The following is a 22,817-nucleotide window of genomic DNA, read 5'->3' on the forward strand; positions in this document are numbered from 1 at the left end:
GGCGCCGGTGGCGTCTACAGGCCCAGCCGCTTGGCGATGACCTCGTTCATGATCTCGGTGGTCCCGCCGCCGATGCCGAGGATGCGGGCGTCGCGGTAGTGCCGCTCCACCTCCGACTCCCGCATGTAGCCCAGCCCGCCGAACACCTGCACCGCCTGGTCGACGACGGAGTCGCAGGCGGCCACGGCGGTGTTCTTGGCCATCGACACCTCGGTCACGACGTCCTCGCCGGCGAGCCAGCGCTGCATCACCGCGCGCGTGTAGGTCCGGGCGACGTCGACCTCCCGGGCCATCTCGGCGAGCTTGTGCCGGATCACCTGGCGGGAGGACAGCGGCCGGCCGAACGTCTCCCGCTGCCGCACCCACGCCAGCGCCAGGTCCAGGCAGCGCGCCGCGGTGGCGTAGGCCTGCACCGCCAGGCTCAGCCGCTCGGACTGGAACTGCCGCATGATCTGCCCGAAGCCGCTGTTCTCCGGCCCGACCAGGTTCGCCGCCGGCACCCGGACGCCGGTGAAGGACAGCTCGGCGGTGTCCGAGCAGCGCCAGCCCATCTTGTCCAGCCGCCGGCCGACGGTGAACCCCGGCGTGCCCTTGTCGATCACCAGCAGCGAGATGCCGGCGTGGCCCGGGCCGCCGGTGCGGACGGCCGTGGTGACGAAGTCCGCCCGCACGCCGCTGGTGATGTAGGTCTTCGCGCCGTCGACCACGTACTCGTCGCCGTCGCGGACCGCCCGCGTCCGCAGCGCCGCGACGTCGGAGCCGGCGTCGGGCTCGGTGACGCCGAGGGACCCGATGAGCTCGCCGGCCAGGGTCGGGCGGACGTACCGGTCGACCAGCGCGGGGGAGCCGTCGGCCACCACGTGCGGCAGCGCGATCCCGTGGGTGAACAGGCTCGCCGCGACGCCGGTCGACCCGCCGCCGAGCAGCAGCTCCTCGGTGACGATCGCCGAGTCGATCGCGTCGCCGCCCCCGCCGCCGACCTCCTTCGGGAACGCGACGCCGAGCAGCCCGGCGGCGGCCGCCCGGCGGTGCAGCTCCCGCGGCAGCTCGCCGGCGGTCTCCCACTCGTCGACGTGCGGCGCGACCTCGCGGGCGACGAAGTCCCGGGCCAGCCGCCGCAGCGCGACCCGCTCGGGGGTGGTCCACGGGTCGGCGGCGAGCGCGGCCGTCGTCACCGCTGCACGGCCTCCTCGGCGCCGCCGTACTCCTTGCGCAGCGTCGTCTTGAGCACCTTGCCCGTGGCGTTGCGCGGCAGCTCGGGCACGAACTCCACCCGGGTGGGGCACTTGAAGTGGGCCAGCCGCTCCCGTGCGTAGCCCAGCAGGTCCTCGGCCGTGGCGTCGGCGCCCGCGCCCAGGGCGACGACGGCGACCGGCGTCTCGCCCCAGCGCGGGTCGGGCACCCCGACGACGGCGACCTCGCGCACCGCCGGGTGCCGGTAGAGCACCTGCTCGACCTCGATCGGGTACACGTTCTCGCCGCCCGAGATGATCATGTCCTTCTTGCGGTCGACCAGGGTGACGAAGCCCTCGGCGTCCATCCGGCCGAGGTCGCCGGTGTGGAACCAGCCGTTGCGGAACGCCTCCGCCGTCGCCTCGGGCAGCCCCCAGTAGCCGGCGAACACGTTGGGCCCGCGCACCACCAGCTCGCCGACGACGTCGGTGGCGACGTCCCGGTCGTCCTCGTCGACGATCCGCGCCTCGACGTGCATGAGCGCCCGGCCGATCGACCCGGCCTTCTCCTTGACGTGGTCGGCGTCGAGGATCGACACCGCCGGTGCGGTCTCGGTCATGCCGAAGCCCTCCTGGAAGGGCAGGCCCTTGCCCTGGAAGAACTCGATGACCGGCAGCGGGCACGGCGCGCCGCCGGTGACGGCCAGCTCCAGCGCCGACAGGTCGTGCCGGTCGAAGTCGGGGACCGCGGTCAGCGCGGCCCACATCGCCGGGACGAGGAACTGCACGGTCGCCCGCGACCGCGCCATCGCCTCGAGGGTCTGCGCCGGGTCGAACGACGGCAGCACCACGTTGGTGCCGCCCAGGTACAGCAGCGGCAGCGTGTGCACGCCGAGCCCGCCGATGTGGAACATCGGCGCGACCGTCACGGTCACGTCGCTCTCCCTCAGCCCGCGGCCGAAGGACAGGACGTTGACGACGTTCCAGAAGTGGTTGTCGTGGGTGAGCATCGCGCCCTTGGGGCGGCCGGTCGTGCCGGAGGTGTACATCAGGCAGGACAGGTCGCTGCCGGCGACGTCGGTGCCCAGCGCCCGCGGCTCGCCGGAGGCCAGCAGCGGCTCGAAGGCGAGCTCGCCGTCGCCGGCCTCGCCGTCGGCCACCACCCGGTGCCGCACGCGGACGCCCTCGGCGCCCAGCGCGGCGCGGGCGACCGGCGCCAGCGGACCGGACCAGACGAAGACGTCGGCACCGGAGTCGGCGAGCAGGTAGCTGACCTCCGGCGGTGCCAGGCGGAGGTTCATCGGCACGAAGACCGCGCCGAGCTTGGCGGTGGCGAACATGGTCTCGAGGAACGCGGGGCTGTTGAGCAGGAGCCCGGCCACCCGGTCGCCCTGGCGGACGCCGAGGTCGCGCAGCGCGCGGGCGAGGGAGTCGGTGCGCCGGTCGAAGTCGGTGTAGGTGAGCCGCCGGTCCCCGAACACCAGGGCGGTGCGGTCCCCGGAGAGGAACGCCCGCCGCGTCGGCCAGCTGCCGATGCCCCTGTCCATGTCTGCCCTCTCCCGCGCTGCTGTGGCCTGGGTCACGGAGTCTGTCGAGGACCTGACGCGGTCGTCAACTGCCCGCGGCGTGTGTCAGGCTGCCGGGGCCCGAGGACGCGGAGGTGGGGCGATGACCGGCACGCAGGCCGGCGCGGGGCAGGACCAGCTCCCCGTGACCGACCGGGGACGGCGCACCCGGGCCGCGCTGCTGCAGGCCGGCCGGGAGCTGTTCGAGGAGCGCGGGTTCGCCGACGTCCGGATCGACGCGGTGTCCGAGCGGGCCGGCGTCTCGCACGGCACCTTCTACACCTGGTTCGACTCCAAGGAGTCGCTGCTGCGGGCGATCGTCGCGGTCGTGGTGGAGGACCTGTTCACCGCCACCGCGGTGGGCCCGCGGCTGCCGGCCGACGCCCCGTACGAGCGGATCGAGGCGGCCAACCGGCTGTACCTGACCGCGGTCACCCGGCACGCCCGGATCCTGCGCGTCCTGGACTCGCTGGCCGACACCCGCGAGGAGTTCCGGCGGCTGCGGGTCGACGTCCGGGAGGCCTTCGTGCGGCGCGGCATGGAGGGCCTGGAGCGGCTGCAGGAGCTGGGCCTGGCCGACGCCTCGCTGCCGCCGCGCGCCACGGCCAGCGCGCTCGGCGCGATGGTCGAGTCGTTCGCGCACCTGTGGCAGGACCCGGTGGAGGACCTCGACGAGGACGCCGCCGTCGAGGTGCTCACCCGGCTGTGGGCCGGCGCCATCGGCCTGCCCCGCTCGGCCTGGCCCGACGGCGGCCGGCCCGCCTAGCTGCTGGCGACCCAGGAGGGGCGGCGCTTCTCCAGCAGCGCGGCGATGCCCTCGCGCGCCTCGGCCGAGCCGAACCGCTCCGCCGACAGCGCGGCCATCCGGTCCAGGTCCTCCTGCAGGTCGGCGCCGGGCAGCTCGCGCAGCAGCCGCTTGGTGACGGCGAGCGCCTCCGGTGCGCCGAGTGCCAGCTGCGCCACCAGGGCGTCGACCGTGGCGTCGAGCTCGCCGTCGGCCACCGCGCGGTCGAGCAGGCCGGCCTCGCGGGCGCGGGCGCCGTCGAAGGGCTCGCCGGTGAGGAACAGCTCGCGCGCCGCCCGCGGGTCCATCCGGCGCAGGCAGGGGACGGCGATGACCGCCGGCGCAACGCCGATGCGGACCTCGCTGAAGCCGAACGTCGCCCCGGCGAGGCCGACGGCGAGGTCGCAGGCCGCGACCAGCCCGAGGCCCCCGGCGCGGGCGGCGCCGTTGACCCGCGCCACCACGGGCTTCGGGCCCTCCATCAGCAGGGTGAGGACCTCCGGCAGGCCGACCGGCCCGGGACCGCCGCCGGCGCGCTGCTCCTTGAGGTCAGCGCCGGAGCAGAACACCGGCCCGGCGCCGGTCAGCACCAGAACCCGCACCGCGTCGTCGGCGAGCGCCTCCCGCAGCGCGGCGTGCAGCTGCCCGAGCAGGGCGCGGGACAGCGCGTTGCGGTTGGTGGGCGAGTCCAGCGTCACCACCGCCGCCGGTCCGCGGCGGGCGACGGTGACCAGGGGCGCGTCAGCCACGGAACTCGTCGCGCAGCTCGTGCTTCTGGATCTTGCCGGTGGCGGTCTTCGGCAGCCCGGTGCGGACCTCGATCCGCTTGGGCACCTGGAAGCCGGCCAGGTGCGCCCGGCAGTGGGCGAGCAGCCGTTCCGCCAGCGCGGCGGGGTCGGCGTCCGGGTCGGCCGGCACGACGACGCCGGTGACCGCCTCGCCCCAGCGGTCGTCCGGGACGCCGATCACCGCGGCCTCGACGATCTCCGGGGACGCCAGCAGCACCCGCTCCACCTCGACGGAGGAGACGTTCTCCCCGCCGGTCTTGACCATGTCCTTGACCCGGTCGGTGAACCACACGACGCCCTCGTCGTCGAGGTGGCCGACGTCGCCGGAGTGGAACCAGCCGTGCGCGAACGCGGCGGTGTTCGCGGCCGGGTTGTTCCAGTAGCCGCTCATCACGTGCGGGCCGCGGTAGACGATCTCCCCGGTCTCGCCCGGCGGCAGCAGCCGGCCCGCCGGGTCCACGACCCGGGTGTCGACGGTGACCGTCGACGGCCCCCACGACGCCGCCTTCGTCTCCTGGTGCGAGGGCCACTGGAACACCGTCGCCGGTACGCACTCGGTCTGCCCCGAGCCCAGCAGCACCCTCGCGTTCGGGAACGCGGCGGCGATCGCGGTGATCCGCTCCTGCGGCATCGGGGCCATCGCGTAGATGCACAGCTGCACCGACGACAGGTCCCGCGTCCGGATGCCCGGAGCGGCGAGCAGCGCGGCGTACATCATCGGCAGCAGCATCAGGTGGGTCGCCCGGCGGCGCTCGACCACCTCGAGGAAGGCCTCGGGGTCGAAGCCGCCGGGCAGGACCGCGGTGCCGCCGGTGAGCAGGACCGGCAGCAGCAGGGTGTCCAGCGCGGTGGTGTGGAACAGCGGCAGCACGATCGGCAGCACGGAGAACTCGTCGCCGCGCCGGTGGCCGACCTGCAGCGCGTTGCTCAGCACGCCGACGTGCACCGCCAGGTGGCTGGTCAGCACGCCCTTGGGCCGCGCGGTGGTGCCCGAGGTGTACAGGCAGTGCACGGTGTCGCGGTCGTCGACGAGCACCTGCACCGGCGTCGGGTCGGCGGCGACGTCGTCCCAGCGCAGCACGTCCCGACCGGCGACCTGCGCGGGCGCGTCCCCGGTGACGACGACCCGGGTGACCGCGGGCAGCCCGGGCAGCACGGCCTCGAGCAGCGGCAGGAACACCGGGTCGGCGACGACGGTCCCCGTGCCGGAGTCGGCGAGGATCCACCCGACGTCCTCCGGCGCCAGCATCAGGTTGACCGGCAGCGCGACCAGCCCGGCCTTGGCGCAGCCGAAGAAGCTCGCGGCGAACCGCCACGAGTTGCCGAGCAGGAAGGCGACCGGCTCCTGGTGCCGCACGCCGGCGTCGAGCAGGCCGCGGCCGAACGCCTCGGCGGCGGCGTCGAGGCGGGCGTAGGTGACCTCCTCCTCGCCGTCGACGATCGCGGTGCGGCCGGCGAACAGCTGCGCGGAGCGGGTCAGCATGTCGCCGACCGAGAACCGGGTGGCGAGGTTCAGCTCCAGGGGGTCGATCCCGGACAGGTCAGGACGCACCGCGGTCTCCTCCGCTCTCGGGGGCTGTCGGGGTGACGACCGCGAGCACCGCGCCCGTCTCCACCTGCGCGCCCACGTCGGCGTGCAGGGAGGTGACCACCCCGTCGGCCGGTGCGACCACGGGGTGCTCCATCTTCATGGCCTCGAGGACCAGCACCAGCTGCCCGGCGCGGACCTCGTCGCCCTCGGCCACGGCCACCCGCGTGACCGCGCCGGGCATGCCGGCGGTGAGCGAGCCGGGCGCCACCGCGGCGGACGGCTCGGGGAACCGCGGCAGCTCGGTGAGGGTCGTGGCGCCGTCCGGACCGTCGACGAAGCTGCGGTCGCCGTCGACGTGCACCTCGTAGGTGCCGCGCAGTCCGCCGGTCTCGACGGCGAGCCGGACCCGGCCGGGCCCGGTCACCTCCGTGCCGAGGACGACGAGGTCCACCGGCCCGCCGTCGACGTCGGCGGTGACGCCGTCGCGGTGGAGCCGGTAGTGCACGGTGCCGGCGTCGAAGGCGGTGGTCTGCGGCACCGTCGGGTTGTTGCGCCAGCCCGAGGGCAGGCCGGCCAGCACCGGCGCGGCCGCCCGCCGCAGCGCCGCCCCGGCGAGCGCGGCGGCGACGGCGTGCACGCGGCGGCCGGCGTCGTCGACCAGCGGGGCGGCGAGGACGTCGAGGCCGTGCCGGTCGAGGAAGCCGGTGTCGGTCTCCCCGGCGAGGAAGGCCCCCGACCGCAGCACCCGCACGAGCAGGTCGCGGTTGGTCGTCAGCCCGTGCAGCCGGGCCCGGGCGAGCGCGCCGGCCAGCGCCAGCGCCGCCGAGGTGCGGTCCGGCGCCCAGGCGACGACCTTGGCGAGCATCGGGTCGTAGTGCACGCCGACCTCGTCGCCCGTCCGGACGCCGCTGTCCAGCCGGGTGCCCGGCCCGGTCGGCGTGCGGAACTCCGCGTCGGCGGCGAGCGCGAACTCGGCCAGCCGGCCCGACTGCGGCAGCCAGTCGCGCGCCGGGTCCTCGGCGTACAGGCGCACCTCGACCGCGGCGCCGGACAGCGTGGGGGAGACCGCCTCCGGGGGCAGCGGGCGGCCGGCGGCGACGTCGAACTGCAGCCGGACCAGGTCCAGGCCGGTGACCGCCTCGGTGACCGGGTGCTCGACCTGCAGCCGGGTGTTCATCTCGAGGAACCAGAAGTCGCCGCCCTCGTCGAGCAGGAACTCCACGGTGCCCGCGCCGACGTAGCCGATCGCCCGCGCGGCGGCCACCGCAGCGTCCTGCAGCCGCTGCCGCAGCTCCGGCCCGACGGCGGGGGAGGGCGCCTCCTCGACCACCTTCTGGTGCCGGCGCTGGATGGAGCACTCCCGCTCGAACAGCGCCACGGTGGTGCCGTGCCGGTCGCCGAAGACCTGCACCTCGACGTGCCGCGGCCGCTCGACCAGCCGCTCGAGGAACACCGTGCCGTCGCCGAACGCCGACGCCGCCTCGCGGCCGGCGCCCTCGACCGCCTCGGCGAGCTCCGCGGGCCCGCGGACGGTCCGCATGCCGCGCCCGCCGCCGCCGAAGGACGCCTTCACCAGCAGCGGGTAGCCGACCTCCCCGGCGGCCTTCTCCAGGGTGTCGCCGGACAGGCCGGTGGCGTCGACGCTCGGCAGCACCGGCACCCCGGCCCGGCCCATGAGCTCCTTGGCGGCGAGCTTGCTGCCCATCGCCTCCACCGCGCCGGGGTCCGGCCCGACGAACACCAGCCCGGCGTCCTGCACCGCCCGGGCGAAGTCCGCGTTCTCGGAGAGGAAGCCGTAGCCGGGGTGCACGCAGTCCGCGCCGGCACGCAGCGCCGCGGCCACCACGAGGTCGGCGCGCAGGTAGGTCTCGGCGGGCGTGTTCCCGGGCAGCCGGACCGCGACGTCGGCCTCGGCCACGAACGGCGCCCCGGCGTCGGCGTCGGAGTGGACGGCGACCGTGCGCAGGCCCATCGCCCGGGCGGTGCGGAACACCCGCCGGGCGATCTCGCCGCGGTTGGCGACCAGCACGCTGGTGAGCGGGCGGCTCACAGCCGGAACACCCCCCATCCGTCGTGCAGTCCTCTCACCGGGGCGTTGTGGACGGCCGAGAGGGCGAGGCCGAGGACGGTGCGGGTGTCGCGGGGGTCGATGATCCCGTCGTCGTAGAGCCGGCCGGAGAGGAACAGCGCCAGCGACTCGGCCTCGATCTGCTGCTCCACCGCCGCGCGCATCGCGGCCGCGGCCTCCTCGTCGTAGTCGCGGCCGCGGGCCCGGGCGCTGGCCCGGCCGACGATGTCGAGCACGCCGGCCAGCTGCGCCGGGCCCATGACCGCGCTCTTGGCGTTGGGCCAGGTGAACAGGAACCGGGGCTCGTAGGCCCGGCCGCACATGCCGTAGTTGCCGGCGCCGTAGGAGGCGCCGATGTTCACGGTGAGGTGCGGGACGGTGCTGTTGGAGACCGCGTTGATCATCTGCGAGCCGGCCTTGATGATCCCGTCCTGCTCGTACTCGGTGCCGACCATGTAGCCGGTGGTGTTCTGCAGGAACAGCAGCGGGGTGTCGGTCTGGTTGGCCAGCTGGATGAACTGCGCGGCCTTCTCGGCGTCCTGCCGGAACAGCACGCCGCGGGCGTTGGCCAGCACCCCGACCGGGTAGCCGTGGATGCTCGCCCACCCGGTGACCAGCGAGGTGCCGTAGAGCGGCTTGTGCTCGTCGAACCGGCTGCCGTCGACGACGCGGGCGAGGACGTCGCGCGGGTCCAGCGGCTGCCGGAGGTCGGCGGGGGCGAGGTCGAGCAGCTCCTCGGGGTCGTGCAGCGGCGGGTCGGCCGGCCGGGAGGGGCCGGGGCCCTGTTTGCGCCAGTTGAGGTTCCGCACGATCCGCCGGCCGATCCGGATGGCGTCGACCTCGTCGACGGCGAGGTGGTCGGCGCTGCCGGAGACCCGGGCGTGCATCGCCGCGCCGCCGAGGGACTCCTCGTCGGCCTCCTCGCCGGTGGCCATCTTGACCAGCGGGGGTCCGGCGAGGAACACCTTGCTGCGGTCCTCGATCATCACGACGTGGTCGCTCATCCCGGGCACGTACGCGCCGCCGGCGGTGCTGTTGCCGAAGACCAGTGCGATGGTCGGGATGCCCGCGGCCGACAGGCGGGTGAGGTCGCGGAAGCCGCGGCCGCCGGGGATGAAGATCTCCGACTGGGTGGGCAGGTCGGCACCGCCGGACTCCACCAGGCTGACGAACGGCAGCCGGTTGGTGCGCGCGATGTCGTGCGCCCGGGCGGACTTGCGCAGCGTGTACGGGTTGGACGTGCCGCCCCGGACCGTCGGGTCGTTGGCCGACACCACGACCTCGACGCCCTCGACGACGCCGATGCCGGTGACCGTGCTCGCCCCGACCGGGAAGTCGGTGCCCCACGCGGCGTAGGGGGACAACTCGAGGAACGGGCTGTCGCGGTCCAGCAGCAGCTCGATCCGCTCGCGCGCGGTGAGCTTGCCGCGCTGCCGGTGCCGGGCCAGCGCCTTCTCGCCGCCGCCGGCGGTGGCCAGGCGGAGCTGCTCCTCCAGCTCGGCCAGCCGCTCGAGCATCGCGGCGCGGTTGCCCGCGGCGCGCTCGTCCAGGACCGTCATCCGTCTCCCTCCGGGGGCAGCAGGCGCTCGGGGACGTCGACCACGCGGGAGCGCAGCCACTCGCCCACGGCCTTGGCCTGCGGGTCGAACCGGGTCCCCGCGGCGACGCCGTCGCCGAGCAGCCCGGGCAGCTGGAACAGCAGCGCCCGCAGCCCGGGCAGCAGCTCGCGGGTGACCGGCAGCGCGGCGGCCTCGGGCAGCAGCGCGCGCAGCCGGTCGGGGGTGAGGAAGGCGGCCAGCCAGGCGAAGCCGTCGTCGTCGCGGGCCCAGACGCCGAGGGTGGCCGCGCCGCCCTTGTCGCCGCTGCGCGCGCCGGCGACCCGGCCCAGCGGCACCGGGCGGGTCGGGCCGCCGTCGGTCCAGGCGGGTGGGCCGGCCGGCTCCGGGACGTCGGCGGCCGCCGCGGCGGGGACGGCCGACGGCAGCGTCTCGGTGGTGCCGTCGGGCAGCCCGACCACCTGCGGGACCTCGCCGGCCGGCACCCAGGCGGCGGAGTAGACGCCGTACGGGGACGGGCTCGGCGGCGCCGAGGTGGCGTGGAAGCCGGGGATGCTGGCCAGGCCCAGCTCGATGACCGGCACGGTGAACGCCTTGCCGACGCGGCGGCGGTCGCGGTCCTTGACCGTGACGTGCAGCAGCGCCGCGGCCTCCTCCTGCACGCCGGCGTCGGGGGAGTCGGTGCGGGCCAGGGTGACGGTGACGTCCTCGATGCCCTCGAGCGCCGGGGCGAGCTGGCGGCGCAGCAGCTCCGCCTTGCGCTCGACCTCCAGCCCGGTCAGCGGCAGCGTCATCGCGTTGCGGAAGCCGCCGAGCCGGTTGACCGCGACCTTGAGCACCCCCTCCGGCGGCAGCCCGCGCGCGCCGGAGACCTCCACCCGGTCGGGGCCGGCCTGCCGCAGCCGCAGCGTGTCGAAGCGGGTGACGACGTCGGGCCCGCCGTAGCGGCTGCCGGTGAGCTCGTAGAGCAGCTGCTCGGTGACCGTCCCGACCGTCACCGCGCCGCCGGTGCCGGGGTGCTTGGTGATCACCGACGTGCCGTCGGCGGCGATCTCGGCGAGCGGGAAGCCGACGTGGTCGAGTGCCGCGGGGTCGGCGTCGAGCAGCTCGGCGAAGAAGCTGTAGTTGCCGCCGGTGGCCTGCGCGCCGCACTCGAGCACGTGCCCGGCCACGGTGGCGCCGGCCAGCGCGTCGAGGTCGGCGGTGCCCCGGCCGTCGCTGCCCCAGCCGTGGTGCCAGGCGGCCGGGCCGACGACGAGGCTCGCGTCGGTCACCCGGCCGGTGACGACGACGTCGGCGCCGGCCTGCAGCGCCCGCACGATGCCGCGGCAGCCGAGGTAGGCGTTGGCGGTGAGCACGTCGTCGACGTCGCGGTCGCCGGGCGGGCGGTCGCCGGCACGCAGCCGGCCGCGCAGCTCGCCGAGGCGGGGGAGCAGGTCGTCCCCGCTCACGGTCGCGACCCGCACCGGGAGCCCGAGCCGCTCCCCGAGCGCCGTGACCGCGGCGGCCAGGCCCTGCGGGTTGAGCCCGCCGGCGTTGCTGACGATCCGGACGCCGCGCTCCAGCGCGGTGCCCAGGCACTCCTCCAGCTGGGACAGGAAGCTGCGCGCCCAGCCCGCCGCGGGGTCCTCGGCCTTCTGCCGGCCGAGGATGAGCATGGTCAGCTCGGCCAGGTAGTCGCCGGTGAGGACGTCGACCTGCCCGCCGTCGAGCACCTCCCGCATCGCCGCGTGCCGGTCGCCGTAGAAGCCCGACACGTTGGCCACCCGCAGCGGCGCCGTCACCGCAGCGGCTCCCGCCCGGCGCCGGGCGGGCCGGCGAAGGCCTGCGCGATGCCCGCCCACTCCTGCGCGGCCGGCCCGGTGACCTCGAGGTCCAGGTCGTCGCGGTGGCGGCGCTGGGTGACCAGCAGGCAGAAGTGCAGCGCGGTCCCGCGGACGACGTCGGCGGCGTCGTCGGGCCCCCAGGTCCACGCCTCGCCGCCGGGGCCGGTCAGCTCGACCCGCACCGGGCGGTCAGGCACCGGCAGGCCGCGGACGGCGTAGGCGAACGGCCGGGCGCGCACGCCGATCTCGGCGACCGACCGCAGCCGGGCGGTCGGCGCGCGGTCCTGCCCGAGCGCGTCGACGACGTCCTGCCCGTGCGCCCAGGTCTCCATCAGCCGGGCGGTGACGAACGACGCCGGGCTCATCGGCGGCCCGAACCACGGCACCCGCACGCCGGGGTCGGCCGCGCGCAGGGCGCCGGCGAGCGCCACCCGGCCGGACCGCCAGGCGGCCAGCACGTCGGCCGGGGCATCGGCGCGGCCCTCGCGGGTCAGCCACTCCACGTAGTCGCCCGCGCCCTCCCCGAGTCCGGCCACCAGCGCGCGGAAGCCCTCCGGGTCGGTGACGGCGAGCAGCGCGTCCCGGTCGAAGAACCGCAGGTGGTTGACCGTGTCACGGACGTCCCAGCCGGCCGCCGGGGTGGGGGTGAGCCAGGCGGCGTCGTCGAGCGGGGCGACGCGCGCGTCGAGGTCGGCGGACTCCGCCTCGAGGTCGTCGACCAGCGCCTGCAGCAGCGGGGCGCCGCTCACGCGTCGAACCCGTCCATCCGGGCGAGCACCTGCAGCATGACCTCGTCGGCGCCGCCGCCGATCGAGGCCAGCCGGCTGTCCCGGAAGAACCGGGAGGTCCAGGTCTCCTCCATGTAGCCCATGCCGCCGTGGAACTGCAGGCACGCGTCGGCCACCTCGCGCAGCAGCCGGCCGGCGGTCAGCTTGGCCACCGTGGCCGCCCGGGTGGTGTCCTCGCCGTCCACGTACGCCTGCGCGCACGCGTAGTTGTGCGACTGCAGCAGGTCGACCTGCGCCGAGAGCTCGGTCAGCCGGAAGACGACGTACTGGTTGGCCGCGAGCGGCCGGCCGAACGCCTGCCGCTGCCGCAGGTACTCGCGGGTGCGCTCCAGCGCGTGCCGGCAGCTGCCCACCGCGCCGTAGGCGGCGAACATCCGCTCGACGACGAACTGCGCCATCTGCTGCTGGAAGCCGCGGCCGACGGTGCCGATGGTGTTCGACACCGGCACGCGCACGTCGTCGAAGAACAGCTCGGCGGTGTCGGAGGAGCGGTTGCCGAGCTTGTCCAGCTTCCGGGAGACGGAGAACCCCGGGATGTCGGTGGGGACGACGATCTGGCTCATCCCGCGGTGGCCGCCCTCGTCGGAGGTGCGGGCCAGCAGGCACAGCCAGTCGGCCTGGGTGCCGTTGGTGATGTAGAGCTTGCTGCCGTTGATCACCCACTCGTCGCCGTCCTGCACCGCGCGGGTGCGCAGCCCGGCGACGTCGGAGCCGGCGCCGGGCTCGGTCACGGCGATCGAGCAGACCGCGGTGCCGCGGATGGCCGGCTCCAGGTAGCGGCGCTTGAGCTCCTCGCTGCCGAACTCGTGCAGCGACGGAGTGGCCATCATCGTCTGCACGCCGATCGCCATCGGGACGCCGGCGCAGCCGGACCGGTGCAGCTCCTCGCAGAGGATGACGCTGAACAGGTGGTCGGCGCCCTGCCCGCCGTACTCGGGGTCGTACTCCAGGCCCAGCAGCCCGAGCTCGCCGAGCTTGGGGAACAGCTCGTGCGCCGGGAAGGTGCCGGCCCGCTCCCACTCGTCGACGTGCGGGGCGATCTCCCGCTCGACGACGTCGCGCACCGTCTTCCGGAACGCGGTGTGCTCGCTGGTGAAGCGCATGGGGACCCCCGGCGGAGGCGGCGCGGCGCGGGCCGCGGCCGGACTTGACGTTGGCGTCAGGTCTATCAGGATGGTGTGACCTGCACAACGATCGGAGGGTGCCGTGAGGCTGGGGCTGTCGCTGGGCTACTGGGGCGCCGGCCCGCCGCCGGGTCAGGCGGAGCTGGTCGCGCTCGCCGAGGACCTCGGCTTCGACTCGGTGTGGACGGCGGAGGCCTACGGGTCCGACGCGCTCACCCCGCTGGCGTGGCTGGGCAGCCGGACGACGCGGCTGCGGCTGGGCACCGGCGTCGTCCAGGTGTCGGCGCGCACGCCGACCGCCACCGCCATGGCCGCCCTGACGCTGGACCACCTCTCCGGCGGCCGCTTCGTGCTCGGCCTCGGCGTCTCCGGCCCCCAGGTGGTCGAGGGCTGGTACGGCCAGCCCTATCCGCGGCCGCTGGCCCGGACCCGCGAGTACGTGGCGGTCCTGCGGCAGGCCTTCGCCCGCGAGGTGGTCCGCCTCGACGGCGAGCAGTACCGGATCCCGTTCCCCGGCGGCACCGGCCTGGGCAAGGCGCTGCGGCCGACCGTCCACCCGCTGCGGGCCGACCTCCCGGTGCTGCTCGCCGCGGAGGGCCCGAAGAACGTCGCGCTGGCCGCGGAGGTCGCCGACGGCTGGATCCCGCTGTTCTACTCACCGCACGACGACGCCCACTACCGCGCGGCGCTCGCCGAGGGCTTCGCCCGGCCGGGCGCCCGCCGCACCGCGGACGACTTCGAGGTGGCCTGCACCGTGCCGGTGGAGGTCGACGCCGACGTCGACGCCGCCGCCGACCGGGTGCGCCCGATGCTCGCCCTCTACGTCGGCGGGATGGGCGCGCGCGGGGTGAACTTCCACTACGAGGTCTTCGCCCGGATGGGGTTCGAGGCCGAGTGCGCCCGCATCCAGGAGCTCTACCTGTCCGGCGCGAAGGCCGAGGCGGTCGCGGCCGTGCCGCTGGCGATGGTCGAGAAGGTGGCCCTCGTCGGGCCGCGCGCCAAGATCGCCGACGACCTCGCGGCGTGGGAGGCGTCGCTGGTCACCACGATGCTGCTCTCCGGGTCGCCGGAGACGCTGCGGACGATGGCCGAGCTGGCCGGCTGAGTGGCGGTCCGCCGTCCGGTGCCACGATGCGGGGCGTGGCAGCGACCGGCGGCACCGCGTTCGTCCTCGGCGGCGGGGGAGTGCTCGGCGCGGCCGAGGTCGGCATGCTGCAGGCGCTGCTCGAGCGCGGCGTCCGGCCCGACCTGGTCGTGGGCACCTCGGTGGGCGCGATCAACGGCGCGGTCGTCGCCGCCGACCCGACGCCGGCCGCGGTGGACCGGCTGCGCGGGGTGTGGCAGGAGCTGGCCTCCCGGCGGGTGTTCGCGGGGTCGGTGCTCGGCCGGGTCGGCACGCTGGTCCGGACCCGCACGCACCTGCACCCGCGCGAGCCGCTGCGCGAGATGCTCGAGGACGCCCTGCCGGTCCGGACGTTCGGGGAGCTGCGCGTCCCGTTCCAGTGCGTGGCGGCGAGCATCGAGCGGGCGGCCGAGCACTGGTTCACCGACGGCGACCTGGTCGACGCGGTGCTCGCCTCCTGCGCCGTCCCCGGGCTGCTGCCGCCGGTGGAGATCGACGGCGAGCACTACCTCGACGGCGGCCTGGTGCACAGCATCCCGGTCGGCCGCGCGGTGACGCTGGGCGCCGCGACCGTCCACGTGCTGCACGTCGGGCGGATCGACCGGCCGCTGTCCCCGCCGTCCCGGCCGTGGGAGGTCGCCACGGTCGCCTTCGAGATCGCCCGCCGGCACCGGTTCACCGCCGACCTCGCCTCGCTGCCGGAGGGGGTCACGGTGCACGTGCTGCCCGCCGGGGACCCGGACCCGCCGGGGGCGGCCAACCTGCGCTACCGCGACTTCTCCGGCGTGCCGGCCCGCATCGAGCGGGCCCGCGTCGCGGCGGGGGAGTACCTGGACCGGGTCGCCGCCGGCCGGGGCGGGGTGGTCTGAGGTGCTGCCCCCGCGCCGCGTCCGCCGGGTCGCCGGCCCCCTGCTGGTCGGGGTGCTCGCGGTCGCCGTCCTGCTGCTGCCGGTGCTCGTCGTCGCGGCGGTGCTCGTCTCGTTCTTCCTGCCCGGGCGGCTGCGCGCGCTGCGGCTGCTGTGCTTCGGGCTGGTGTACCTCGGCCTGGAGGTGGCGGGGCTGGCCGCCGCGGCGGTGCTGTGGGTGGCGAGCGGCTTCGGCCGCCGGCTGGACTCCCCGCGCTCCCGGGCGGCGCACTACACGGTGCTGCGGGTGCTGCTCGACGTCCTCATGCGGTCCGCGCAGCGGCTGTTCGCGCTGCGGCTGGTCACCGACGGCGACTCGTGGTCGCCGCTGGACGACGGCGTGCCCGGCTCGACCAACGCCATGGTGGTGCTCTCCCGGCACGCCGGCCCCGGCGACTCGTTCCTGCTGGTGCACACGCTGATGAACCGCGACCACCTGCGCCAGCCGCGGATCGTGCTCAAGGACGTGCTGCAGCTGGACCCGCTGGTCGACGTCTACCTCAACCGGCTGCCCAACTCCTTCGTCTCCGGCGACCCGGCGGCCGGGCGGAGCCCGGAGGAGGCCATCGCCGACCTCGCCCGCGACCTCGGCGAGGAGGACGCGCTGCTGATCTTCCCCGAGGGCGCGAACTACACCCCGCGGCGCAGGGTGCGGGCGCTCCAGCGGCTGCGCGAGCGCGGGCTGCTGGCGGCGGTGCGGCGGGCCGAGGCGATGCGCAACGTGCTGCCCCCGCGCCCGGGCGGCGTCGTCGCGGCGCTGCAGGCCGCCCCGCACGCCGACGTCGTCCTCGTCGCGCACACCGGGCTGGAGCACCTGAGCACGGTGCGGGACGTGTGGCGGGGGCTGCCCATCGACAAGACGCTGCACCTGCGGTGGTGGTTCATCCCGGCCGCGGAGGTGCCGCGCGGCGAGGCGGAGCTGACCGACTGGCTCTACCGCTGGTGGGAGACCATCGACGACTGGATCAGCACGACCTCGGCGACGGTCAGATGACCGATGCCCCGCCGGGCGCGGGGCAACGAGCGTGGAGGGCGGAGCCCGCACTCCCGAGGAGGTCGTCGTGACCGGTGCCCCTCCCGTCCCCACCGTCGTGCTGGTGCACGGCGCGTTCGCCGACAGCTCCGGGTGGAACGGCGTGCTCGCGCGCCTGTTCGCGGCCGGCGTCCGCGCGCAGGCGGTGCCCAACCCCCTGCGCGGGATCCCCGCCGACACCGAGTACGTCGCCGCCGCGCTGGAGCAGGTCCCGGGCCCGGTGCTCGCCGTCGGGCACTCCTACGGGGGCGCGGTCGTCACCAACGCCGCCGCCCGCGCCGGCAACGTCGTCGGCCTCGTCTACGTCGCGGGGTTCGCGCCCGACGAGGGCGAGCTCATCGCCGACGTCGAGGGCGGGTCGGTCGACAGCGTCCTGATGAGCGCGCTCGAGGAGCGCTCCTACCCGACCCCGGAGGGGCCGCAGACCGAGTGGGCGATCCGCGCCGACCGCTTCCACGAGGCCTTCGCCGCGGACCTGCCCTCCCAGATGACCGCCGTCATGGCCGCGACCCAGCGACCGGTGTCGGTGCTCGGCTTCACCGTGCCGAACGGCACCCCCGCCTGGCGCACCCTGCCGTCGTGGGCCGTCATCCCGACCGGCGACCGGGCCGCCGGCACCGACGTGCTGCGCGCCATGGCCCGGCGGGCCGGCGCGGACGTCGTCGAGACCGAGGGCTCGCACGCGATCATGATCTCGCAGCCCCAGGTGGTGGCCGACGTGATCCTGCGGGCGCTGGACAGCCTCGCCCGCGGCGTGCCCACGCCGGTCCCGGCCGGCGTCTGAGCGCGGCGGCCGGCTCCCCGCCGGTCAGCCGCCGAAGCGCTCGAGCCGGATCGCGGACGGGTCGTGGCCGAGGTCGACCAGCGCCGTGGCGACGTCCTCGACGAAGTACGTCGGGCCGCAGACGAACGTGCGCGGCCGCGCCTCCGGGCCGAACGCCCGCTCCGCCAGCAGCGCGCGGTCGACCCGGCCGGTCGGGCCCGTCCACCCGGCCGGCGCGGCGCGGGTGAGGGTCACCGTGGTCTCCGGCCCGAGCGACCCGCGGCCGAGGAGGTCGTCGGCGCTGCGCGCGGAGTACAGGAGGCGGACCGGCGTCGTCCCGCCGGTGCGCCGCCGGTGCTCGAGCATCGACAGGAACGGCGCGACACCCGCGCCCCCGGCCACCAGCTGCACCGGCCGGCGCTCGCCGCGCGCGGAGTCCGCGCGCGCCGACCACACGAAGTACCCGCCGATGGGGCCGCGCAGCTCCAGCACGTCGCCCGCGCGCAGCTCGTCGGTCAGGTAGGGGGACACCTCGCCGTCGGGCAGCCGCTCCACGAGCAGGGAGACCTCCTGCTCCTCGGGTGCCGAGGCGATCGAGTAGCTGCGCTGCACCGTGTAGCCGTCCTCCGCGGTGAGGCGGAGGTCGACGTGCTGGCCCGGGAGGTGCCCGGTCCAGCCGGGCACCTCGAAGGACAGCCGCCGCACCCGGGCCGTCTCGGCGACGCCGCCGGTCAGCGTCGCCGGCAGCCAGGTCAGTCGCCGCTGTACCGCTGTTCCAGCCACGGGTCACCGCGGTCGTGGTAGCCGAACGTCTCCCAGAAGCCGGGCTCGTCCACCCGGCTCAGCGCGAACCCGCGCAGCCACTTGGCGCTCTTCCAGAAGTACAGGTGGGGCACCAGCAGCCGGGCCGGCCCGCCGTGCTCCGGGGGCAGCGGCTCGCCCTCGTAGGTGTCGACCACCCAGGCCCGGCCGCCGGTGACGTCGGCGAGCGGCAGGTTCGTCGTGTACCCGCCGTCGCAGAACGCCAGCACGAACGCGGCCGCGGGCGGCAGGTCGGCCAGCAGCGTGTCGACGGCGACGCCCTCCCACCGGGTGCCGAACTTCGACCACTTGGTGACGCAGTGGATGTCGACCGAGACCGACTCGCGCGGCAGCGCCCGGAACTCCTCCCAGGTCCACCGGCGCACGCCGTCCACCTCGCCCTGGACGGTGAGGTCCCACTCGGCCAGGGGCGTGCGCGGGGTCGGCCCGGCGGAGAGCACGGGGAAGGCGTCGCCGACGTCGTACTGCCCGGGGGGCAGCCGGTCGGTCGGGGTCGCGGCCGAGGCGCGGTGGCCGAACCCGCGGGAGATCAGGGACATGGCGGCTCCTCCCGACGACGTCCCGACTGTGCCGGGGCGGCCGCCCGGCGGCATCGGTCGATCGACCGCCGTCACCGCTCGGACGGCGGGCGCGGGGTCGGCACCCCGGCCAGCGCGTCGCGCAGCGCGGCGCGGGCGGTGACGCCGAGCTTGGGGAACGCGCGGTAGAGGTGCGCCCCCACGGTGCGCGGGGAGAGGAACAGGCGGTTGCCGATCTGCTTGTTCGACAGCCCGGACGCGGCGAGCATCGCGATCTCGTACTCCTGAGCGGTCAGCGAGGCCGGGCGCCCCTCGCCGTCCGCCCGGCGCGCGGACGGCCCGGTGGCCCGCAGCTCCGCCGCCGCGCGCGCCGCCCACGGGGCCGCGCCGAGCCGCTCGAGGACCTCCAGCGCCGCGGCCAGCTGCCCCCGGGCGGCGCCGGTCGCCCGCGCCCGGCGCAGGTGCTCCCCGTAGGCGAGCCGCACCCGGGCGAGCACGAACGGGTGCTCCTGCGCCCCGGGGACGGTGAGGGCGGCCTCGAAGCACCCCGGCGCCTCCCCCTCCGGCGCGGCCAGCGCGGCCGCCCCGGCCAGCAGCAGCGCGGGCCCCGGCGCCGCGCCGGAGACGGGCGCCCGCCGCAGGGCGGCGACGTGGGCGGCGGCCTCCGCCCGCCGGCCGGTCCGCACCGCCGCCTCGACCACGTCCAGCGCGGCGGGCAGCGCGACCGGCGCATGCGGCGGGAGCCGGCCGGCCGGCCCGATCGCGGCGAGGTGGCGGGCGGCGTCGTCGTGCTCGCCGCGGCCGAGGGCGGCCAGGCCGCGGGCGTGGGCGGCGAGGTGCGCGGCGAGCCCGGCCCCGTGCGCGGCCGCCGCCGCGGTCAGGTCGCCGGTGCGGGACCGGACGGCCTCCTCGTCGCCGCGCGCGGCCGCGAGCAGGGCCAGGACGTGGACGGCGGGCAGGGCGAGCAGCCGGTACCCCAGCTCCCCGGCCTCGCGGACCGCCTCGGCGGCGCCGCCCGCGGCCTCGTCCCAGCGGCCGGCCGCGAGCGCGTCCTGCGCCAGCAGCACCCGGGCGCCGAGGACGGCGGCGCGGCTCCGGCCTCCCGCGGCCACGACCCGCTCGAGGGCCGGGCGGCAGGCGGCGAGCCGGCCCGCGGGCGCGGCGGCGGCCGCGACCCGGACGACGGAGGCCGGGTCGGCATCGGTCTGGACCGCGGTCAGCAGGTCCCCGAGCCGGTCGAGGTCGGCGCGGGTGGCCCGGGCGGGGTCCGCGACCGTGCGGGCGGCCACCGACAGCACGGGCGGGACGTCGGCCCCCAGCCGGGCGAGGGCGTCGTCGAACGGGTGCCAGAGGTCCTCCCGGCCGGCGAGGTGGCAGGCGAGCAGCAGGACCGGGAGGGCGTCCGCGACGGCGGCCGCGCCGGCTCCCTCGTCGAGCGCGGCCCCGACGGCGCGGGCGAGCACGAGGTGCGCGGTGCCGACGTCGCCCGCGGCGTGCAGCAGGTGCGCGCCGGCGGCCGCGGCGACCGCCGGGGAGCGGCCGGCGCGCGGGTCGGCCGCCCGCGCCCGCGCGAGCAGCCCCGGCACGGCCGGCAGGTCGCCGGTGCTGTCCACCGTCGCGGCGGCGGCCGCGGCCAGCCGGCGGGCGCGGGCGGGCCCGGGCGGGGTGAGGTCCGCGGCGCGGAGCAGGAGGGCGACCGCGCCGGGCCCGTCCCCGCGCTGCCGCGCCCGGCCGGCCGCCCGCTCGAGCAGGCCGGCGGCCTCCCCGTCCGGCCCGAGCGCGGCCCGCGCCAGGTGCGCGGCGCCGCGCTCCGGGTCCCCGGCCAGCGCCCGCCCCAGCGCGGCGTGCGCCCGCCGCCGGTCGCCGCTGGTCGCGAGCTCCACGGCGGCCGCGCCGGTGAGCGGGTGCCGCAGCGTCACGCGTCCGGCGGCCAGGTCGACGCGGACCAGCCGCGCGCGCTCGGCCGGGGCGAGGTCGTCCAGCCAGCCGTCGTCGCGGTCCCGGCCGCCGGCCAGGGCGGCCGCGCGGAGTGCGCGGAGGTCCCCGGTGCCCTCCAGCGCGGCGAGCAGGAGCAGCGCGCGGGTGGGGGCCGGCAGCGCGCCGACCGGCCGGGCGAAGGCGGCGTGCAGCCGCGTCCCGGGCGGGAGGGGCACCGGCCCGCCGTCGTGGCCGGCCAGGACGGCGGGCAGCTCCACCAGCGCCAGCGGGTTGCCCCGTGCCGCGTCGAGGACGCGCCGGCGCACGTCCCGGGCCAGCCCGGGGGAACGGGTGCGCAGCAGCTCCGCCGCCGCGGCGTCGTCGAGCGGGCCGAGCTCCAGGCGGGGCAGCCCGGCGTCGAGCAGGAGCGAGCCGCCGCCGGCCCGCGCGGCGGCCAGGACGCCGCAGCGGCGGCCGGCGAGCCGGCGGGCGACGAGGCCGAGCACCCGCGCGCTGGACCGGTCCAGCTCCGGCAGGTCGTCGACGACCAGGAGGACGGGCCGCCCCCGGGCCGCGCGGTCGAGCAGGGCCAGGACCGCCGTCGCCACCGCCAGCGGGCCGGGCGGCCCCGGCCGGGCGCCGAGGGCGGCGGCCAGGGCGGTGCCGGGCGGGCCCTCGGACCCGTCGAGCAGCGGCAGGAGGAGCTGGGACAGGCCCGCGGAGCCGACCTCCGTCTCGGACCCCACCCCCGCGGCGCGCAGCACCAGCGCCCCCGCCGCGGCCGCCGTCCCCGCCGCCGCGTCGAGCACCGCGGTCTTCCCGACGCCGGGGTCGCCGGTCACCACCAGCGCGTCGCCCCGGGAGGCGGCCCGGTCGAGGAACGCCCGGACGGCGCCGCCCTCGGCGTCCCGGCCGACCAGCCCGGTGCCTCCGGTCGTGGTGTCGTCCACGGGGGCCTCCCTCGACTCACCGCCCGGACGGTCGCTCGCCCCGTGGAGGTGCGAGTCTCCCGCAGCGGACGCGGCGGCGGCAGGGGTGCGCGGCCGCCGGGGACGGTCGGATGACCGATGCGCGGCCCGGCGCCCGGCGCGACAGTGGCCGCCACGGCGGCGCCCGCGGCCGGGGGAGGGGACGGCGATGGACCTGTCCGAGCACCCGCCCGGCGGGACCGGCGCGGTGCCCTCCGGGGCCGACGAGCGCCGGCTGGACGGCAACGCGGCGGCCGGCGTCCTGGCCGAGGTGCTCACCGCCGAGGCGACCGCGGCCGTGTCCACCTGCACGTACTGCGGCGGCCGCGCCCCGCTGGGGGCGCACCTGGTCTACGCCGACGCGCCCGCCCTCGTGCTCCGCTGCCCCACCTGCATGCAGGTCGTGCTGCGCTGCGGCTCGGACGCCTCCGGCACCCGGCTGGAGATGAGCGGCATCCGGCTCCTGTGGTGGTCCCCGGAGCCGGCCGGCGGGACCGGCACCGGCACCGGCACCGGAGCCCCGTCGACCTGAGCCACGTCGAGGAGGTCCGGGGAGATGGCGACTCCCGCGCTGCTGCCCACCGAGGGCCGGATGCCGGCGCTTGACGGGGCGACCGGGTGGCTGAACACCGAGCCGCTGACGACCGAGGCGCTGCGCGGCCGCGTCGTCCTGGTCGACTTCTGCACCTTCACGTGCATCAACTGGCTGCGGACCCTGCCGTACGTGCGGGCGTGGGCCGACCGGTACCGGGAGGAGGGGCTGGTGGTCCTCGGCGTGCACACGCCGGAGTTCTCCTTCGAGCGGGACGCCGGTGCCGTGCGCCGGGCGCTCGAGGGCCTGCACGTCACCCACCCGGTCGCGCTGGACAGCGGGTACGCGATCTGGCGCGCCTTCGCCAACCGCTACTGGCCGGCGCTGTACTTCGTCGACGTCACCGGCCGCATCCGGCACCACTGGTTCGGGGAGGGCGACGAGACGCGGTCGGAGACGGTGGTCCAGCAGCTGCTGGCCGAGGCCGGCGCCGACGTCCTCGGCCGCGACCCGGTCACGGTCGTCGGTGAGGGCGTCGAGGCCCCCGCCGACTGGGACGCCCTGGGCTCGCCGGAGGAGTACCTCGGCTACGGCCGGTCCTCCGCCTTCGCCTCCCCGCAGGGCACGGCCCCCGAGCGGTCGCACGAGTACGAGCTCCCGGCGCGGCTGCGGCCCGGCTCCTGGGCGGCGGCCGGGCGGTGGACCGTCGGCGTCGAGGCCGCGGTGCTCGACGAGCCGGGCGGGCGGCTGGCCTGCCGCTTCCGCGCCCGCGACCTGCACCTGGTGATGGGGCCGGTCGCCCCGGGGGTCTCCGTGCCCTTCCGGGTGCGCCTGGACGGGCGGCCGCCGGGGGAGGCGGCCGGCGGCGACGTGGACGCGCGGGGCCACGGCGTGGCCACCGGGCGGCGGCTGTACCAGCTGGTGCGGCAGCCGGGCCCGGTCACCGACCGGCTGTTCGAGGTCGAGTTCACCGCCCCGGGCGTCGCCGCGTACGTCCTCACCTTCGGCTAGACCGACGCACCCCCGGGAGGGAC

Annotated in this window: 19 protein-coding genes; 7 read left to right on the forward strand and 12 right to left on the reverse strand. The window is 76.9% G+C overall.

Going from position 1 to position 22,817, the window contains the following annotated elements; all coding sequences use genetic code 11:
• Positions 1 to 14: 14 nt before the first annotated feature.
• Together ACI79L_RS02705 and ACI79L_RS02710 are read right to left on the reverse strand one after the other, a co-directional pair.
• The gene (locus tag ACI79L_RS02705; protein WP_456935286.1) at positions 15 to 1,175 is read right to left on the reverse strand and encodes an acyl-CoA dehydrogenase family protein; all 1,161 of its coding nucleotides are present in this window, start codon (positions 1,173 to 1,175) and stop codon (positions 15 to 17) included.
• A complete protein-coding gene (locus ACI79L_RS02710; RefSeq protein WP_456935287.1) occupies positions 1,172 to 2,719 on the reverse strand; it encodes an acyl-CoA synthetase in 1,548 nt (515 codons plus the stop codon). The genes ACI79L_RS02705 and ACI79L_RS02710 overlap by 4 nt, the downstream gene beginning before the upstream one ends.
• A gap of 121 nt (positions 2,720 to 2,840) precedes the next feature.
• Here ACI79L_RS02710 and ACI79L_RS02715 point away from each other — a divergent pair, with 121 nt between their 5' ends.
• The gene (locus ACI79L_RS02715) at positions 2,841 to 3,503 is read left to right on the forward strand and encodes a TetR/AcrR family transcriptional regulator (RefSeq protein ID WP_456935288.1); all 663 of its coding nucleotides are present in this window, start codon (positions 2,841 to 2,843) and stop codon (positions 3,501 to 3,503) included.
• Here ACI79L_RS02715 and ACI79L_RS02720 read toward each other — a convergent pair.
• Genes ACI79L_RS02720 through ACI79L_RS02750 form a run of 7 tightly spaced genes read right to left on the reverse strand, consistent with a single transcriptional unit; the run spans position 3,500 to position 13,181 of the window.
• The gene (locus ACI79L_RS02720) at positions 3,500 to 4,270 is read right to left on the reverse strand and encodes an enoyl-CoA hydratase-related protein (RefSeq protein ID WP_456935289.1); all 771 of its coding nucleotides are present in this window, start codon (positions 4,268 to 4,270) and stop codon (positions 3,500 to 3,502) included. The genes ACI79L_RS02715 and ACI79L_RS02720 overlap by 4 nt on opposite strands.
• Positions 4,263 to 5,861: an AMP-binding protein gene (locus ACI79L_RS02725; RefSeq protein WP_456935290.1), complete on the reverse strand. Its 1,599-nt coding sequence runs from the start codon at positions 5,859 to 5,861 to the stop codon at positions 4,263 to 4,265. The genes ACI79L_RS02720 and ACI79L_RS02725 overlap by 8 nt, the downstream gene beginning before the upstream one ends.
• Positions 5,851 to 7,890, reverse strand: coding sequence for an ATP-binding protein (locus ACI79L_RS02730; RefSeq protein WP_456935291.1), 2,040 nt, complete (start codon positions 7,888 to 7,890; stop codon positions 5,851 to 5,853). The genes ACI79L_RS02725 and ACI79L_RS02730 overlap by 11 nt, the downstream gene beginning before the upstream one ends.
• Positions 7,887 to 9,467: an acyl-CoA carboxylase subunit beta gene (locus ACI79L_RS02735; protein WP_456935292.1), complete on the reverse strand. Its 1,581-nt coding sequence runs from the start codon at positions 9,465 to 9,467 to the stop codon at positions 7,887 to 7,889. The genes ACI79L_RS02730 and ACI79L_RS02735 overlap by 4 nt, the downstream gene beginning before the upstream one ends.
• A complete protein-coding gene (locus ACI79L_RS02740; protein WP_456935293.1) occupies positions 9,464 to 11,248 on the reverse strand; it encodes an acyclic terpene utilization AtuA family protein in 1,785 nt (594 codons plus the stop codon). The genes ACI79L_RS02735 and ACI79L_RS02740 overlap by 4 nt, the downstream gene beginning before the upstream one ends.
• Complete coding sequence (locus tag ACI79L_RS02745; RefSeq protein WP_456935294.1) at positions 11,245 to 12,039, reverse strand: TIGR03084 family metal-binding protein; 795 nt, start codon at positions 12,037 to 12,039, stop codon at positions 11,245 to 11,247. Before ACI79L_RS02745 ends, ACI79L_RS02740 begins: the two co-directional genes overlap by 4 nt.
• Positions 12,036 to 13,181 (reverse strand): acyl-CoA dehydrogenase family protein, encoded by a 1,146-nt coding sequence (locus tag ACI79L_RS02750; protein ID WP_456935295.1) that lies wholly within the window; start codon positions 13,179 to 13,181, stop codon positions 12,036 to 12,038. Before ACI79L_RS02750 ends, ACI79L_RS02745 begins: the two co-directional genes overlap by 4 nt.
• A 103-nt stretch (positions 13,182 to 13,284) precedes the next feature.
• Between ACI79L_RS02750 and ACI79L_RS02755 the strand changes: the two genes are divergently transcribed.
• From ACI79L_RS02755 to ACI79L_RS02770, 4 genes are all read left to right on the forward strand, one after another.
• On the forward strand, positions 13,285 to 14,307 hold the full coding sequence (locus tag ACI79L_RS02755; RefSeq protein ID WP_456935296.1) for an LLM class F420-dependent oxidoreductase: 1,023 nt from the start codon (positions 13,285 to 13,287) through the stop codon (positions 14,305 to 14,307).
• A gap of 35 nt (positions 14,308 to 14,342) precedes the next feature.
• A complete protein-coding gene (locus tag ACI79L_RS02760) occupies positions 14,343 to 15,194 on the forward strand; it encodes a patatin-like phospholipase family protein (RefSeq protein ID WP_456935297.1) in 852 nt (283 codons plus the stop codon).
• Between the two features lies 1 nt (position 15,195).
• Positions 15,196 to 16,224: a lysophospholipid acyltransferase family protein gene (locus ACI79L_RS02765; protein ID WP_456935298.1), complete on the forward strand. Its 1,029-nt coding sequence runs from the start codon at positions 15,196 to 15,198 to the stop codon at positions 16,222 to 16,224.
• A gap of 67 nt (positions 16,225 to 16,291) precedes the next feature.
• Positions 16,292 to 17,047, forward strand: coding sequence for an alpha/beta fold hydrolase (locus tag ACI79L_RS02770; protein ID WP_456935299.1), 756 nt, complete (start codon positions 16,292 to 16,294; stop codon positions 17,045 to 17,047).
• A 24-nt stretch (positions 17,048 to 17,071) separates the two neighbouring features.
• Here the strand turns inward: ACI79L_RS02770 and ACI79L_RS02775 are convergent, their stop codons facing one another.
• From ACI79L_RS02775 to ACI79L_RS02785, 3 genes are all read right to left on the reverse strand, one after another.
• Positions 17,072 to 17,809, reverse strand: coding sequence for a ferredoxin reductase (locus ACI79L_RS02775; RefSeq protein WP_456935300.1), 738 nt, complete (start codon positions 17,807 to 17,809; stop codon positions 17,072 to 17,074).
• Positions 17,779 to 18,387: a molybdopterin-dependent oxidoreductase gene (locus ACI79L_RS02780; RefSeq protein ID WP_456935301.1), complete on the reverse strand. Its 609-nt coding sequence runs from the start codon at positions 18,385 to 18,387 to the stop codon at positions 17,779 to 17,781. The genes ACI79L_RS02775 and ACI79L_RS02780 overlap by 31 nt, the downstream gene beginning before the upstream one ends.
• A gap of 71 nt (positions 18,388 to 18,458) precedes the next feature.
• Entirely contained in the window at positions 18,459 to 21,233 is a 2,775-nt protein-coding gene (locus ACI79L_RS02785; RefSeq protein ID WP_456935302.1) for an AAA family ATPase, read from the reverse strand.
• A 187-nt stretch (positions 21,234 to 21,420) separates the two neighbouring features.
• On the opposite strand from ACI79L_RS02785, the gene ACI79L_RS02790 reads away from it, so the two are divergent.
• Together ACI79L_RS02790 and ACI79L_RS02795 are read left to right on the forward strand one after the other, a co-directional pair.
• A complete protein-coding gene (locus tag ACI79L_RS02790; RefSeq protein ID WP_456935303.1) occupies positions 21,421 to 21,783 on the forward strand; it encodes a DUF6510 family protein in 363 nt (120 codons plus the stop codon).
• A gap of 24 nt (positions 21,784 to 21,807) precedes the next feature.
• Positions 21,808 to 22,794 carry a thioredoxin gene (locus tag ACI79L_RS02795; protein WP_456935304.1) on the forward strand — a complete coding sequence of 329 codons (987 nt, stop codon included), beginning with the start codon at positions 21,808 to 21,810 and terminating at the stop codon, positions 22,792 to 22,794.
• The last annotated feature ends 23 nt before the right edge of the window (positions 22,795 to 22,817 follow it).

The sequence above is a fragment of the Geodermatophilus sp. SYSU D00684 genome (genome assembly GCF_054050455.1).

Excerpts from the sequence above, each read along its gene's own strand:
- ACI79L_RS02710 (WP_456935287.1), bottom strand. The coding sequence starts at position 2,719 with ATGGACAGGGGCATCGGCAGCTGGCCGACGCGGCGGGCGTTCCTCTCC.
- ACI79L_RS02715 (WP_456935288.1), top strand. The coding sequence starts at position 2,841 with ATGACCGGCACGCAGGCCGGCGCGGGGCAGGACCAGCTCCCCGTGACC.
- ACI79L_RS02735 (WP_456935292.1), bottom strand. The coding sequence starts at position 9,467 with ATGACGGTCCTGGACGAGCGCGCCGCGGGCAACCGCGCCGCGATGCTC.
- ACI79L_RS02750 (WP_456935295.1), bottom strand. The coding sequence starts at position 13,181 with ATGCGCTTCACCAGCGAGCACACCGCGTTCCGGAAGACGGTGCGCGAC.
- ACI79L_RS02780 (WP_456935301.1), bottom strand. The coding sequence starts at position 18,387 with ATGTCCCTGATCTCCCGCGGGTTCGGCCACCGCGCCTCGGCCGCGACC.
- ACI79L_RS02790 (WP_456935303.1), top strand. The coding sequence starts at position 21,421 with ATGGACCTGTCCGAGCACCCGCCCGGCGGGACCGGCGCGGTGCCCTCC.
- ACI79L_RS02795 (WP_456935304.1), top strand. The coding sequence starts at position 21,808 with ATGGCGACTCCCGCGCTGCTGCCCACCGAGGGCCGGATGCCGGCGCTT.